Annotated in this window: 15 protein-coding genes; 5 read left to right on the top strand and 10 right to left on the bottom strand. The window is 72.6% G+C overall.

All coding sequences use genetic code 11. The features are described 5' to 3' along the window. The first annotated feature begins 13 nt into the window (after positions 1-13). Complete coding sequence (locus tag ACVGV2_RS16580; RefSeq protein ID WP_459163274.1) at positions 14-1366, top strand: DNA polymerase IV; 1353 nt, start codon at positions 14-16, stop codon at positions 1364-1366. Between the two features lie 84 nt (positions 1367-1450). Here the strand turns inward: ACVGV2_RS16580 and ACVGV2_RS16575 are convergent, their stop codons facing one another. Both ACVGV2_RS16575 and ACVGV2_RS16570 read right to left on the bottom strand, forming a co-directional pair. Further along, on the bottom strand, positions 1451-2269 hold the full coding sequence (locus ACVGV2_RS16575) for a hypothetical protein (RefSeq protein WP_459163273.1): 819 nt from the start codon (positions 2267-2269) through the stop codon (positions 1451-1453). A 153-nt stretch (positions 2270-2422) separates the two neighbouring features. Further along, positions 2423-3604, bottom strand: a complete 1182-nt coding sequence (locus ACVGV2_RS16570; protein WP_459163272.1) for an acetyl-CoA C-acetyltransferase — start codon at positions 3602-3604, stop codon at positions 2423-2425. A 282-nt stretch (positions 3605-3886) separates the two neighbouring features. Between ACVGV2_RS16570 and mce the strand changes: the two genes are divergently transcribed. Next, positions 3887-4327, top strand: a complete 441-nt coding sequence (gene mce / locus ACVGV2_RS16565) for a methylmalonyl-CoA epimerase (RefSeq protein WP_459163271.1) — start codon at positions 3887-3889, stop codon at positions 4325-4327. 31 nt (positions 4328-4358) lie between these two features. Here mce and ACVGV2_RS16560 read toward each other — a convergent pair whose 3' ends face one another. Beyond that, the gene (locus tag ACVGV2_RS16560) at positions 4359-4748 is read right to left on the bottom strand and encodes an SPW repeat protein (RefSeq protein WP_459163270.1); all 390 of its coding nucleotides are present in this window, start codon (positions 4746-4748) and stop codon (positions 4359-4361) included. Between the two features lie 346 nt (positions 4749-5094). Here ACVGV2_RS16560 and ACVGV2_RS16555 point away from each other — a divergent pair, with 346 nt between their 5' ends. After that, entirely contained in the window at positions 5095-6702 is a 1608-nt protein-coding gene (locus ACVGV2_RS16555) for a M protein (RefSeq protein WP_459163269.1), read from the top strand. An 82-nt stretch (positions 6703-6784) separates the two neighbouring features. Here the strand turns inward: ACVGV2_RS16555 and ACVGV2_RS16550 are convergent, their stop codons facing one another. The 6 genes from ACVGV2_RS16550 to ACVGV2_RS16525 form a co-directional block, all read right to left on the bottom strand. After that, a complete protein-coding gene (locus ACVGV2_RS16550; protein ID WP_459163268.1) occupies positions 6785-7576 on the bottom strand; it encodes an alpha/beta fold hydrolase in 792 nt (263 codons plus the stop codon). A 111-nt stretch (positions 7577-7687) separates the two neighbouring features. After that, positions 7688-8101: a TipAS antibiotic-recognition domain-containing protein gene (locus ACVGV2_RS16545; RefSeq protein ID WP_459163267.1), complete on the bottom strand. Its 414-nt coding sequence runs from the start codon at positions 8099-8101 to the stop codon at positions 7688-7690. 247 nt (positions 8102-8348) lie between these two features. Continuing rightward, positions 8349-8543, bottom strand: coding sequence for a hypothetical protein (locus ACVGV2_RS16540; RefSeq protein ID WP_459163266.1), 195 nt, complete (start codon positions 8541-8543; stop codon positions 8349-8351). Between the two features lie 125 nt (positions 8544-8668). Beyond that, positions 8669-9028, bottom strand: coding sequence for a DUF3817 domain-containing protein (locus tag ACVGV2_RS16535; RefSeq protein WP_459163265.1), 360 nt, complete (start codon positions 9026-9028; stop codon positions 8669-8671). Between the two features lie 160 nt (positions 9029-9188). Continuing rightward, a complete protein-coding gene (cutA, locus tag ACVGV2_RS16530) occupies positions 9189-9506 on the bottom strand; it encodes a divalent-cation tolerance protein CutA (RefSeq protein ID WP_459163264.1) in 318 nt (105 codons plus the stop codon). 120 nt (positions 9507-9626) lie between these two features. Further along, on the bottom strand, positions 9627-10127 hold the full coding sequence (locus ACVGV2_RS16525) for a MarR family winged helix-turn-helix transcriptional regulator (RefSeq protein WP_459163263.1): 501 nt from the start codon (positions 10125-10127) through the stop codon (positions 9627-9629). A gap of 122 nt (positions 10128-10249) precedes the next feature. Between ACVGV2_RS16525 and ACVGV2_RS16520 the strand changes: the two genes are divergently transcribed. Next, positions 10250-10555: an MTH1187 family thiamine-binding protein gene (locus tag ACVGV2_RS16520; RefSeq protein WP_459163262.1), complete on the top strand. Its 306-nt coding sequence runs from the start codon at positions 10250-10252 to the stop codon at positions 10553-10555. Positions 10556-10868: 313 nt separating this feature from the next. Further along, entirely contained in the window at positions 10869-11777 is a 909-nt protein-coding gene (locus ACVGV2_RS16515; RefSeq protein ID WP_459163261.1) for a tetratricopeptide repeat protein, read from the top strand. A gap of 186 nt (positions 11778-11963) precedes the next feature. Here the strand turns inward: ACVGV2_RS16515 and ACVGV2_RS16510 are convergent, their stop codons facing one another. Continuing rightward, positions 11964-13370 carry a neutral zinc metallopeptidase gene (locus ACVGV2_RS16510; protein ID WP_459163260.1) on the bottom strand — a complete coding sequence of 469 codons (1407 nt, stop codon included), beginning with the start codon at positions 13368-13370 and terminating at the stop codon, positions 11964-11966. Between the last annotated feature and the right edge of the window lie 94 nt (positions 13371-13464).

Below are 13464 nucleotides of genomic sequence, written 5' to 3'. Positions count from 1 at the left end.
GGGCGGGCCGGAAATGCGCAGATGGGTGCTGCACGTGGACATGGACGCGTTCTTCGCGGCCGTGGAGCAGCTGACCCGCCCCACGTTGCGCGGGCGCCCCGTGCTCGTCGGCGGGGTCGGTCCGCGCGGCACGGTCGCCGGCGCCAGCTACGAGTCGCGCGAGTTCGGCGCCGCCTCGGCCATGCCGATGGCCGAGGCGCGGCGGCGCTGCCCGACGGCCGTGGTGCTGCCGCCCCGGTTCCGCGTGTACCAGGTGGTGAGCAGGCGGGTGCTCAGCCAGGTGCGCGCGGTCGGCGACCTCGTCGAACAGGTCTCCGTCGACGAGGCCTTCCTCGAACCGGCCCGGCTGCACGGGGCGCACCCCGAGGCGGTCCGCGCGTTCGCCCGGGAGCTGCGCGGGCGCATCCGCTCGGAGGTGGGCGTGCCGGCTTCGGTCGGTGCGGGCAGCGGCAAGCAGCTCGCCAAGATCTCCTCCGGGTTGGCGAAACCGGACGGGATGTTCGTGGTGGATCCGGCCGAGGAGCGGGAACTGCTGTGGGCGCTGCCGGTGCGCAAGCTCTGGGGCGTCGGCCCGGTCAGCGAGGGGAAGCTGCACCGCATCGGCGTGTACACGGTCGGCCAGCTGGCCGCGATGCAGCCGCACGACGTCACCGCCCTGCTCGGCCAGGCGCACGGCACCGAGCTCTACCGGTTGGCGCACGGGGAGGACGAGCACCCCGTGGCCGAACGCGCCGAGTCGAAGCAGGTGGGGGCGGAGACCACGTTCGACGTCGACATCACCGATCCGCGGCGGCTGCTCGGCGAGGTCGACGGGATGGCGCAGGCGGCGCACCGCCGGTTGGTGGGGGCGCAGCGCGCGGCGCGGACGGTCACCGTCAAGGTCCGCGACGCGGACTTCACCACGATCAGCCGTTCGGACACGCTCGCCACGGCGACGAGCGACCGGGCGGCGTTGGTGGGCGCGGCGCGCCGCCTCGTTTCCGCCGCGGTGCCACCGGGCACGCCGGTGCGCCTGGTGGGCGTGGCCTACTCGGGATTGGCGCACTGGGAGCAGGAACCGCTGTTCGGCGAGGAGGAGCCCGTCGAACCGGCCGGACAGCAGCCCGCCGAGCAGCGGGACCCCGGCGGTTCGCCGCAGGTCGAGCACGGGTGGCGCGCCGGCGACGACGCCTGCCACCCGGACCTCGGCCACGGGTGGGTGCAGGGGGCCGGGCACGGGCGGGTCACGGTGCGGTTCGAAACGGCCGCGACCGGTTCCGGGCCGGTGCGCACGTTCGCCGCGGACGCGCCGGAACTGGTCCGCGACGACCCGGTGGCCAGCCTCGGGTGGGACGCGGACACGCTCGCGCGTTTCCACGACGGATGAGCGCGCGGTGCGCCCCCGCCACCGGCAGTCGCGCCGCCTTCTGCGCACGGTTCGGCGGTGCGCAGGTGCGTTGCCCGGAGGCGTTCAGTCCTCTTCTTGCGGCGGCGGTGGCGGCAGGTGCCTGCGGTACTGGCCGATCCACTTGCGCGGGGCGATCGCCCGGACGGCGCGCTCCAGCTGTTTCGGCAGGCGGCTGAACGGCGGGAGGTGGAACCGGTAGCGCTCGCCCGGGGTGCCGGACACCGAGGGCGGTTCGACCACGCGCCACCGCTCCCAGTCCGGGTGCCGCTCGGCGAAGCCCCGATCGGTCGGGTAGAACTCCAGCGCCACCCGGCGTTCCGGGTGCACCGGGCGACGGTTCTCCACCCAGGGCAGGGTTCCCACGCCCACGGCGGCGATCTCCTGCCACGGCACGCCGAACACCTCGCCGCGGGTGCGCACGTACAGCCCGCTGTGGTCGAGCAGGAAGCCGCGGCTGTTGAGCATGCCGCGGGCGGAGACGACGAACCAGACGAACACGATGCCGAAGACGAGCTGCCAGATCCACATCCCCACGCTGTGGCCGTCGTAGGCGAGCACGGCCGCGCACAGCACGGTGAGCAGCCCGCTCGTTCCGCCGCCGATGAGCAGCAGGCGGAAGGAACTGGCGCTGACGTCCACGTCGCAGGCCTGGGGGGTGAGCAGGCTCGCCCGCGGCGACTGCGCCGTCGGGGCGGAGGGCGCGGCCTGGTCGTGCCCCGCGGTGTAGCGGCGGGTCCCGTCCACGGCCCCGTGCCGCTGCTGTGGCTGCTGCTGTAGCTGTTGCTGCCGCTGTTGCGGCTGCTGCGCCTGTTGCTGCCGTGCCGTGGTGCGTTGCGGATCGGCCCAGTCGGCGCGGTTCCATCCCCCGCGTAGCCACTTCATGGCGCCAGGGTAAGTGCTCGCCGACCGATCGGCCCCCGTCGGTGGCGGATCTCCGGGACGGTTGCGGGAACGCTCAGGGTGCTCCCGGAGACCCACCGGACGGGTGGCTCCACCGGACGGGCGGGCCCACCGGACGGGCGGGGGCGGGCCGGCTCAGCTCCGCAGCAGGAGGGCGTCGCCCTGGCCGCCGCCACCGCACAGCGCGGCCGCGCCGACACCCCCGCCGCGGCGCTGCAGCTCGAGCGCCAGGTGCAGCACGAGCCGCGCGCCCGACATGCCGATCGGGTGACCCAGGGCGATCGCTCCGCCGTTGACGTTCACCCGCTCCTCGTCGAGCCCGAGCGCCCGGGTGGAGACCAGGCCGACGGAGGCGAAGGCCTCGTTGATCTCCACGAGGTCGAGCGCGGACGGCTCCGCGCCGCCCTGGCGGGAGCACGCCGCCCTGACCGCGTTGGCGGGCTGCTCGTGCAGGCTCGCGTCCGGACCGGCGACCACGCCGTGCGGGCCGATCTCGGCGATCCAGGGCAGCCCGAGCGCTTCGGCGCGGTCGCGGCGCATCACCACGACAGCGGCCGCGCCGTCGGAGATCTGCGAAGCCGTGCCCGCGGTGATCGTGCCGTTCGCGCCGAAGGCGGGCGGCAGCTTCGCCAGGCCCTCCTCCGTGGTCTCCGGGCGGATGCCCTCGTCGGCCTCGACCGTTTCGGTGGCGCCCTTGCGCTTCGGCACCTCGACCGGGGTGATCTCGTCGTCGAACCGGCCGTTCTTCGCCGCGGCCGCGGCGCGCTGGTGCGAGCGCGCGGCGAACGCGTCCTGCTCGGCGCGGGTGAGCTGGTGGCGCTCGTTGTGCTCGTCGGTGGCCGCGCCCATCGCCTTGTTGTCGAAGGCGCAGAACAGCCCGTCGTAGGCCATGTGGTCGAGCAGCTGGGCCGCGCCGTACTTCACGCCCTCGCGGGACTTCGGCATGAGGTGCGGGGCCTGGCTCATCGACTCCTGACCGCCCGCGACGACCGTGTCGAACTCGCCGGCGCGGATGAGCTGGTCGGCCAGCGCGATCGAGTCCAGGCCGGACAGGCACACCTTGTTGACGGTCAGCGCGGGCACGTCCATGCCGATGCCCGCCGCGACGGCGGCCTGCCGGGCGGGGATCTGCCCGGCGGCCGCGGTGAGCACCTGCCCCATGATCGTGTACTGCACCTGCTCGGGGGACACCCCTGCGCGTTCCAGTGCCGAGCGGATGGCGGCGCCGCCGAGTTGCGCGCCGGAGAAGTCCTTGAGGGATCCCAGCAGGCGCCCCATCGGAGTGCGGGCGCCCGCGAGAATCACGGAGGTGCTCACTGCTGCCTCCCGGTGTCGGTTTGCGGGACGGTATCGGTTCGCGGGACGGATGGTCCTGCCCCGGCGGCGCCGTTGCGGCGCCGTGCTTGCCGTCCATCATCCTCGCCGCTCGGCGGCGCCCTTGGCCAGGTGTGGCCGGGAGAGCGTGCTACTGGTGCCGAACGAAGTTCTCCCGTGGCTACTCGAGGTCGAGCCCCCGGAGCGAGAGCCGTGTAGGAGGTTCCGCTGCGGAAGTCCGTACGCAAACCATTTAACGATGTCCTTCTTACTAGGATGCGGTGCATGCGCGAGGATTTGGGTGGCCTGGTCACGGCGATCGACCACGTCGGCATTGCGGTGCCGGACCTGGACGAGGCGATCGAGTTCCACCGGAGCGCGTTCGGGTTGGAACTGGCCCACCGCGAGCTCAACGAGGAGCAGCAGGTGCACGAGGCGATGCTGCGCGCTCCAGGGGACACCTCCGGCGCGACGCAGGTGCAGCTGCTGGCTCCGGCCGACGAGGTGTCGACCGTCGCGAAGTTCCTCGAGCGCAGCGGACCGGGGTTGCAGCAGCTGGCCTACCGGGTGACCGATGTCGTCGAGGCGGCGCGGGTGCTGCGGGGCAGGGGTCTGCGCATGCTCTACGAGGAGCCGCGCCGCGGCACCGCGGACAGCCGGGTGAACTTCGTGCACCCGAAGGACGCGGGCGGTGTGCTCGTGGAGCTCGTCCAACCGGCCGCGTGACGCTCCCGGCCCGCCGTTCGCTCCTGCCCGGTCATCCCTGCCGGCTCGGGTGGGCCGAGGTGACCGCGGGCAGCGCGGCCAGGCCCAGCGCCACGACGAGCACGCCGATCACCCAGGACGTCCACGCTACGCCGCTGAAAGCGGCGTAGCCGAGCGGCCAGGGGGCGATGAACAGGATCACCCCGAGCAGGATGTGGGCGTACTCGCTGGTCATGGACCGCGGATCGGCCAGCGACCACAGGCTGGTCAGGATCAGCAGGATCCCCAGGATGAGCGAGGCGGACGTGGCCGGCGCCGTCGTCGTCGTCCACAGCGGTGTCAGCACGAGGACGAGCCCCAGCAGCACGGCCACCCAGTCCTGCCACCGCACCCACCGTTGCGCGCGGGTGCTCCGGCTGCCTGAGTCGTTCGCACCGGTCATGTCCCTCACCCCTGCTCGCCGTTGCGGACCCGAACGGGCGCCCGTCCGGTGCGCCCGGCCTGCGCCCCGCCCGATGGGGCTCGGCTGATGAGTCCTCCCCGGTGGACCTCGGAGGAGCTCCCCCCGACGTCCCGGGGTACTCGTGTATCCGTCCCCTGGTCATCTCACACCCGTTGCGGGACGGCGGCATGATCGACGGCATCGACCGATCGGCCGAGATGCGGTCCGCGGGGCACCCGACGGCCGCGGTCGAGATCACGACGACCAAGATCGACTCGGGAAATTTGGCGCTCGATCCCTGCCACACGTCGCACACGAGCCGGGCGTTGCGGGTAGCTTGGAGAGCATGGGCCTTGCCGATGATCGCGATCTGCTGCCGATGGGATCAGGTTTCGACCTGGCGCGCAAGAACGGGTACGACCGGGCGCAGGTGGACGAGCACCTGGAGCGGCTGGACTCGGAGATCAAGCTGCTCACCTCCGACCGCGACGCGGCCGTGTCGCAGGCCAACGATCTGTCCAAGCAGTTGGAGGCGGCCCGCTCCGAGGTGGAGTCCCTGCGCGGTCAGGTGGAGCGGCTCGGGAAGCCGCCGACCACGATGGAGGGGCTCAGCGAACGGTTGCAGCGCATGCTGCGCCTGGCGCAGGACGAAGCCGCCGACATCCGCTCCCGCGCCGAGCAGGACGCCTCCGACACCCGCGAGCGCGCGGAGACCGAGGCGACCGAGCTGCGCAACCGCTACGACTCGCTGATCGGCGAGGCGGACAACCGGCGCACGGAGATGGAGGCCGAGCACCGCTCGGTCATGGAGTCCGCCAAGACCGAGGCCGAGCGCATCACCCGCGAGGCCGAGGAGAACCGGCAGCGGGCGGACGAGGAGTCCGAGGCGCGGCGCGCGCAGATCGAAGAGGACTTCGAGATCGCGATGAGCGCCCGGCGCAGCGAAGCGATGCGCACGCTCGCCGAGCAGGAGGCCAACAGCAAGGCCGAGGCCGAACGCCGGGTGCGCGAGGCCAACGACGAGGCCAACCGCCGTCTCCGGGAAGGCACCAACGAGGCCCACCGGCGCGTGCGGGAAGCCACCGACGAGTCGAACCGGCTGGTCAACGAGGCCACTGAGCAGGCGCGTGAACTCGAGCGCGAGTCCACCGAAGCAGCGGAGAAGCGGGAGGCCGACAGCAAGGCCGAGGCCGAGCGGATCGTCTCCGAAGCCCGCGAGGAGGCCGCCCGCATGGTCCGGGAGTCCACCGAGGAGGCCACGCGCCTCATCGACGACGGCACCCGCGAACGCAGCCGGCTCATCACCACCGCCCGCGAGGACGCGAACGAGCGGCTGCGCGCCACCTCCGAGGAGGTGCAGCGCCGGTTGGGCAAGGCCGACGAGCAGGTGCACGCGGTGACCCAGCTGCGCGACACCGTCACGACCAAGCTGCGCGACGTGGCGGAACTGCTCGGGCAGACCACGCCGCTGCTGGAGCGGCTGTCCCAGGAGGACACCGAGGAGGATCAGCTGCAGCAGGCCGCGGCAGAGGCGCGGGAGCAGGCACGGCGGGAAGCCGCGGGCTCCGTGTCCGCGGACCACTCGGAGGGAACGTCCGCGGAAGCTGCGGCTCGGCGTGCCGCTGAGGCGGAGTCCGGTGCGGACGCGGCGCAGGCCGCGGAGACCGCAGCCGGTGCGGACACCGCGGACACCGAGGTGCACGAGCCCGTCGGCGGTGCAGAGATCGAGGCTCCGACCGAGCGGATCGCGCGGGAGGACCTCGCCGCGTCGGACGGGCAGTCCGGTCGGGACGCGGCGCAGCAGGAGCGCGCGGTCGAGTCCCCCGCCAGCGCCGAGGACCACCAGGTCGGGTCCGACGGGGCCGGGACAGCTGAGGACGGCGACGGCGGTCCGCCCGCGACGCGCACGAAGCAGTTCAGCGCCACCCGGGCCGACATCGCCGAGAACAACTGACCCGCGGCGAGTCCTCGGGAGGAACCGGGCGGGATTGCCGGGGGAGAATCCCGCCCCGCTCGTCCACCCGAGCCGCGCTCGTCTACCCGATCCGCCGTAGCCAGGGGCCGACGATGTCGGCGAAGCCGTCCGGGTCCTCCAGCGGGGACAGGTGGCCCGTGCCGGGTACCGAGTGGAACTCGCCGCTCGGCAGCTGCTCGGCGAGCGCGGCGGCATCCTCCGGTGGCGTGATCGCGTCTTCTGCCCCGGAGACGACGAGCACCGGGCCGGTGTAGGAGCGCAGCAGCTCGGTGTTGTCCGGCCGCGCCGCCATGGCCCGCTGCGCCCACGCGACGCCCGCGCCCGCCTGCGAGTCGATGATCGCGCGTGCGCGTTCGACCACGGCCGAACGCGTTTCGTGCGTCGTCGTTCCCAGCAGGTTCGGCAGCATGTCGCCGGCGAGCCAACCGTCGACGCCCTCGCTCTCCGCCCGCTCGGCGACGGACAACCGGTTCGCACGCGCCTGCTCGGCATCGGCGGCGGCCTTGGTGTCCACCAGCAGCAGGCCGTTCACGCGTTCCGGGGCCGCGCGCAGCACGGCCATCGCCGCGTAGCCCCCCATCGAACAGCCGCCGAGCATGACGCGGTCCAGTCCGAGGTCGTCGAGCAGTGCGAGCACGTCGGCGGCCACGGTCGGCAAGCCGGGGTCGTCGGCGGAGGTGTCGGGGGTGCGGGCATCGACCAGCGGGCTCTGTCCCATGCCCCGCTGGTCCGGGGTGATCACCCGTGCCTGCTGCTCCAGCCGGGCCCGGGCGCCGTTCCACATCCGGGAGTCGATAGGGAACGCGTGCAGGAGGACCAGTGGGCGTCCCACTCCCGATTCGACGTAGTGCATCACTCCATCGTGCCGGACCGGGCGAGCCCGCGCCGAGGAGCGCCGGGTGGGCATGTCGGGGGAGCGCCCCGGCAGCGCGGCTGGGGTCCGGTCAGCGCGGCTGGGGTCCGATCAGCGCAGCTGCGCCCACGCGTAGTGCGTCATCGCGTCCCGCAGGTAGGAGGCCATGCCCTGCGGCTTCTTTCGCTCGATGCGTTTGCGGAACTTCGGTTGGTTGACGTACAGCTCGGCCAATCGCAGGTACGAGTCCCGGTCGGGTACCCAGAAGTGGCAGATCCACCGGTAGTGCTCGTGCACGGTCTGCTGGGTACGCGGGTCGTTCGCCCCGATGCCGGTGGCGAACAGCTCGGCGATCTGCGAGCTGATGCGCTTCCAGTCCTCACCGATGCGCTGGGCGAAGGCGCTCTGTTCCGGATCGAGGGCGCGGGTGTCGGACGGTGCTGACTGCCCGAGCAGTGCGGTGCCGTCCGCAACGGCCTCGTCGTTGTCGAGTCCGGAATTCTGGAAACCCGTGTCCGGCTGCACAGCCCGCCCTTTCTCCGCTGCTGCGGCGAGCGTCGCGGAGAAGGCCCCACGTCTCGCCTGATCGTGCTACGTCCGCGAGGGACCGTAGCGGAGAGAACAGGCCACTGGGGGCGGTATGCCGCAAACCGCGATCTCGTCGTGACGTGTCCGACGGGAAACGCCCGTCCGCCGCTCGGCGGGCGGGCGTGCGGTGTTCAACGCAGCGACGCACGGGATTCGACACGGGGGTGCGCGGCGCGAACGGAGCTCACTCGGAGGGCTCCTCCGCGGTGTCCGCGTCCGAGTCGTCCGAAGTTGCCGCTTCGGAGTTCGGTGGAGCGAGGTGGACCACACCGCTGTCGAGGTCCAGCGGGCCGCCCGGATCGTGCTTGCGTCCGGCGCTGTCCTGATCGCCTTCGTGCTGGAGCTTGCGGCCGGGGAAGAGTTCGCCAAGTCGGGCCATGCGGCCACCGTATCCGCTCGTGACGCCCGTGTCCGCCTGTCGGCCGCTGCCGGCCGGGCGCCGCGGGTGGCCGGGCGCCGCGGGTGGCCGCGTGCGGAGGATGACCCGGCTCGCGGCTGCTCCGGTCAGTTCAGCGTGCGCAGGACGTACCCGACGCGGCCCCAGAACGTGGGCTCGGGCGAGTCGGTCCGCTCCAGCAGGCCCCGACGCATCGCCCAGCGTTCGAACCACACGGTCGCCAGCGGTGGTACCGAGGCGGCCACCGCCAGCACGAGCACGCTGAACTTCCAGCGCAGCGGGCTGAACACGACGAGGCAGCTGAGCACGTAGGCGGTGAAGACCAACCCGTGGATCCAGCCGAAGACGGTCACGCCCTGCGGCATTCCCAGGCCGTACTTGAACGCCATCGACACCAGCAGCCCGAGCCACGAGAGCGCCTCGGCGATCGCCACGATGCGGAACCAGCCGCCGTAGGTGTGCAGCACGGCGTCCCACCTCCCTCACGTCGTCCCCACCCGAGTCTGCCCGTGTGATCGGCAGCACAGCCGCGCAGGGTGTTCTCCGGCCTGCCGGGCAGGGCAGGGGAGGGGCGGCGCGGCGGGCGTTGCCCGAGGGGAGCCGGAGGTGCCGGCACGCGGTCAGGGGTTACCCGCTGGTTTCCTGGTTGATCCAGGCGAGGTAGTCATCGCTGCCCCCGGTGACGGGCAGCGCGATGATCTCCGGGACGTCGTAGTTGTGCTCGCGGCGCAGGTGTGCGGTCAGTTCGTCCAACCGCCCGGCGGAGGTCTTGACCTGCAGCTGCCACTCGGGATCGTCCTGGGCTTCGCCGTCCCAGACGTAGAAGCTGCGCACCGGTACGACCTGCACGCACGCGCCCAGGCCGGCCCGCACGACGCCGCGCGCGAGCTCCGCCGCGGTCTCCTCGGAATCGGTGGTGGTCACTACCTGGAGGTGATCGGCCATGCCCGCAGCCTATCGGGACCAGCCCCGGCCGTCCGAGTTCCGTGCCGGGACTCCGTGCAGGAGTGCCGTATCGGGACGCCGTGCCGGGGCTCCGTATCGGGCTGCCGTGTCGGGCCGCCGTCAGAAGTCGCCGCTGGCGTGCCGGACCTTGCCCAGCAGCGTGCTGAGCTGCTCGGTCTCCTCCCGGCTGAGCCCGTGCAGTCCGAAGTCCATGTCGGTGACCGCCTCGGTCGCCTGCTTCATCCGGTCCTGGCCCTCTTCGGTGATCTCGACCAGGGTGGTGCGCCGGTCCGTCGGGTGCGGGAGGCGGCGCACCAGGCCGTCCTGCTCCAACCGGTCCACGATGTTGGTGACGCTCGTGGGGTGCAGCTGCAGCCGGTCGCCCATGACGCGCATCGGCAGGCTGCCCCGGCTGGAGAACGTCAGCAGCACCAGGGCTTCGTACCGCGCGAAGGTGAGGTTGTGCGGGCGCAGCGCTGTGTCCACCTCCGACTGGAGGATCTGCTGCACGCGCATCACGCTGGTGACCGCTGCCATCGTCGAGGACGGCCCTATCCGTTCGGCCCAGTTCTCGGCCGCGCGGGCGATGGGGTCGAACGGCAGCGGGCGATGCGGGCTCATGGCAGCCGACGCTAGCAGTGCGTACGACGGTGGGGGGTTGCCGAGGTGGTCGAAGGTGGGAAGTGCACCGCGGGCGCAGAGCGGCTGCGGAAGTGGAACGGACGAGGAGAGGAGCACCGAGGATGCTGGTTGCGTTCAGCGTGGCGCCGAGCGGCGGCGGGGAGACGGACAGCGTCAGCGAGGCGGTCGCTGCCGCGGTGCAGGTCGTGCGCGAATCCGGCCTGCCGCACGAGCTGACGTCGATGTTCACCACGATCGAAGGCGGTTGGGACGAGGTCATGGACGTCGTCAAGCGCGCCACGGAAGCCGTCTCCGCGGTGGCGCCGCGGACGAGTCTCGTGGTCAAGGCCGATATCCGGCAGGGTCACGAGACCGGACAGCTGCAGGAGAAGGTGCAGCGCGTCGAGGAACACCTGGGCGAGCAGTGACGGCGCGGCGACCGGCGCCTGGCACGACCGGGCCCTGACATGCCTGGATCCGACATGAGCGGGTCCCGACACGACTGGCCCGACGAGTGGATCCTGACACGACTCGGGGCGACCACGGTCGACCGTGGTCGCCCCGAGCGTGCTCGATCCGTTGTCGTTTTCGTCGGCGGGAGAGCTTCGAGCGCGCGGAGGTGGCGGAATCCCCCGAACGCCCGGGCGGCCAACGCAGCGCCCGGGCGGCCAACACTGGGCACCGGCGTGTCACGATGGGGGTGTGACGAGCCCGGAGCAGAACACAGGGATGCCTGCCGCCATGGCGGGCGCAGTTGATCTGTCGAACCTGAAGAACAGGGCCCAGTCCGCCGGAAGTGCGCAGGCGCCCGGCGGAGAGGCCGCGGGTGGGCAGGCGGACCCGAGCGCGGCGATCGTGGACGTCACCGAATCCACCTTCCAGAACGAGGTGGTGGAGCGGTCCAAGCAGGTCCCGGTGATCGTGGACCTGTGGGCCGATTGGTGCGGTCCCTGCAAGCAGCTCTCGCCCGTGCTGGAGAAGCTCGCCGGGGAGTACAACGGCGCGTGGGTGCTGGCCAAGATCGACGTGGACCAGAACCAGCGCATCGCGCAGCTCTTCCAAGCCCAGTCGATCCCCATGGTCATCGCGGTCGCCGGGGGCCAACCCGTCGACGCGTTCCAGGGCGTCCAGCCCGAGCCGCAGCTGCGCCAGTGGATCGACCAGCTGCTCGATCAGCTGCGCGAGCAGCTGCCCGGCATCGCCGCGGCCGAGCAGGGCGGCGGTGCCGCTGAGGAGGCCGAGGACGCGCGCTTCACCGCCGCCGAGGACGCGTTGGAACGCGGTGACTACCAGCAGGCGGTGCAGGCCTACCAGGAGATCCTGGACGCCGAACCGAACAACGAGCAGGCCCGGGCCGCGTTGGCGCAGGTGCGGTTCCTCGAACGGGCCGAGTCGGCCGATCCGTCCGCCATCGAACGTGCGGACGCGGCCCCGGAGGACGTGGATCTGCAGTTGTCCGCGGCCGACGCCGAACTCGCCGCCGGCAAGGTCTCCGAAGGTTTCGACCGGCTGATCGGCACCGTGCGCCGCACTTCGGGAGACGAGCGCGACCGGGTGCGCCGGTACTTGCTGGAGATGTTCGACCTGTTCCCGGAGTCCGACGAGCGGGTGCTCAAGGCGCGGCGTTCGCTGGCCAGCGCCCTGTTCTGAGATGCGTCCCGGTCCCCGCGGGCCGGGACGCTCCGCAGGCCCGGTGCGCCGATGCGCGCCGGGCCGTTTCTCGTGGGCCCGCTGGCAGCCGCACCGGCGCGACCGCAGGCGGTGCTGCTCGCCGGGCCCGATGCCCGTCGGCCTCAGCGCTCCGCCAGGCCCGGTGCAAGTCAGGCCCTGTGCAAGTCAGGCCCGGTACTTGGTGCCGCAGGCGCTGAACCCGCCCTGGAAACCGGTGCGGAAGGCTTCCACGCGGGCGAAGCCCGCCGTGGCCTGCTCCCCGTCGACGTCCGCGGCGATCAGACCGTCGCGGCTGAGCAGTGCCGCCACGCCCTCGTCGATGTCACCGGGGGCCACGCGCAGCTGGCCGACCGGGTTGCGCTGCCCGATCGGGTCCTCCATGAGCAAACCGCTCCAGCCGCCCACGAAGCAGGCCGTGCGCAGCCCCGCCCGCTCACCGCGCAGCGGCATGCCGGAGGCCTGCTGCACGGACAGCGCGTACCGGGAGGCCACCTGGGCGTAGGCGGCGAAATCGCCGTAACCGGCGGTCTCGGCGTTCCCGTCGGGCGGCTGGGCGAGCGCCCCGAGGCGCTCGAGGTCCACCGCGACGACGTTCTCCCCCGGGCAGTACGCAGCGGCGGCGCCCGGGTCGGCCGGGGAGCACTCCGCCACGTCCGTGCTCAGCTGCGGTGGGCGGGCGGCCGTGTCGCGGAAGACCGCCTGCAGGCTGTCCCAGACGCGCTGCAGGGAACCGCGGTCGACCGGTAGGTCCTCGTCCTGGCCGCCCTTCCAGCTCGCGAACTGCGTGGTGCGCTCGCGGACGCTCTGCTCGTCCATCGCGGCGCACCGCTCGGGACCACCGGTGAAGCCCTGCTGGAAAGCCGTGGTGCGGTCGAACGCGCTGCCGTGGGCCTGCTCGTCGGTGAAGTCCCGCTGGCCCGGAGCGTCGCGGATGTAGTTCAGCACCCCGAGCACCTGGTTGAGCCCGTCCCCGGTGGACATGCGGAAGCGGCGCGAGCCCCCTTCGGCGACCCAGCGGAAATACGATCCGGTGAAGCAGTCGGCCTGCTGCTCGCGCACGATCATCGGGGTGCCGCCACCGGTCGTGCCGGCGCGCCGCTGCACCGCGTGCCCCGTTTCGTGCGCGAGCACGGCCACCACGCCCATGGGGCCGAAGCTGTTGCTCAACCCGGGCAGCAGTTTCCCCCGGTCCCAGGCGATGCGGTCCTCGCGGGCGCAGTAGAAGGCGTTGGGGGTGCGCATGTGCTTGCCGCAGAACGGGGCGCCGCGCCCGGTCGAGTCGAAGGAGACGAACCCGCGCATCGGGGCGAACCCGGCGCCGTCGAACGCCTTCGGGAACCGCTCGGCCCAGTACTCCTGCACGTCCTCGACCGCCTGCGCGGCCAGCCGGTCCCCCGGACCACCGTTCGCGCCGCGCACCGGCACCGTCGGCGCGGGGGCCTGCGCGCGGGCGCCGCTCGGACCGTCGACCGCGGGCAAGCCCGCCACCTCGGCGCTCGGGTCGCCGCCGGCCACGGTGGGGACACCGCTGATCGGCGGGGTGCACCCGGCCACCGCGGCGCAGGTGAGCACGGCGCCGACGGTGCTCAGCAGCCGCCGCGTCCACCGCGGCCCCGGCCGGCCGGTGCGTGCGCGCGGCGGCCCGCCCGCTCGCACGGGTGCGGTG

It is taken from the genome of Bounagaea algeriensis (assembly GCF_054491375.1).
This window is presented reverse-complemented; position numbering and strand designations above follow the sequence as displayed.

Coding starts and splice junctions, on each gene's coding strand:
- ACVGV2_RS16540 (WP_459163266.1), bottom strand. CDS start 8,543: ATGGCCCGACTTGGCGAACTCTTCCCCGGCCGCAAGCTCCAGCACGAA.
- ACVGV2_RS16520 (WP_459163262.1), top strand. CDS start 10,250: ATGCTGGTTGCGTTCAGCGTGGCGCCGAGCGGCGGCGGGGAGACGGAC.
- cutA (WP_459163264.1), bottom strand. CDS start 9,506: ATGGCCGATCACCTCCAGGTAGTGACCACCACCGATTCCGAGGAGACC.
- ACVGV2_RS16555 (WP_459163269.1), top strand. CDS start 5,095: ATGGGCCTTGCCGATGATCGCGATCTGCTGCCGATGGGATCAGGTTTC.
- ACVGV2_RS16560 (WP_459163270.1), bottom strand. CDS start 4,748: ATGACCGGTGCGAACGACTCAGGCAGCCGGAGCACCCGCGCGCAACGG.
- ACVGV2_RS16515 (WP_459163261.1), top strand. CDS start 10,869: ATGGCGGGCGCAGTTGATCTGTCGAACCTGAAGAACAGGGCCCAGTCC.
- ACVGV2_RS16525 (WP_459163263.1), bottom strand. CDS start 10,127: ATGAGCCCGCATCGCCCGCTGCCGTTCGACCCCATCGCCCGCGCGGCC.
- ACVGV2_RS16575 (WP_459163273.1), bottom strand. CDS start 2,269: ATGAAGTGGCTACGCGGGGGATGGAACCGCGCCGACTGGGCCGATCCG.
- ACVGV2_RS16580 (WP_459163274.1), top strand. CDS start 14: ATGCGCAGATGGGTGCTGCACGTGGACATGGACGCGTTCTTCGCGGCC.
- ACVGV2_RS16550 (WP_459163268.1), bottom strand. CDS start 7,576: ATGCACTACGTCGAATCGGGAGTGGGACGCCCACTGGTCCTCCTGCAC.
- mce (WP_459163271.1), top strand. CDS start 3,887: ATGCGCGAGGATTTGGGTGGCCTGGTCACGGCGATCGACCACGTCGGC.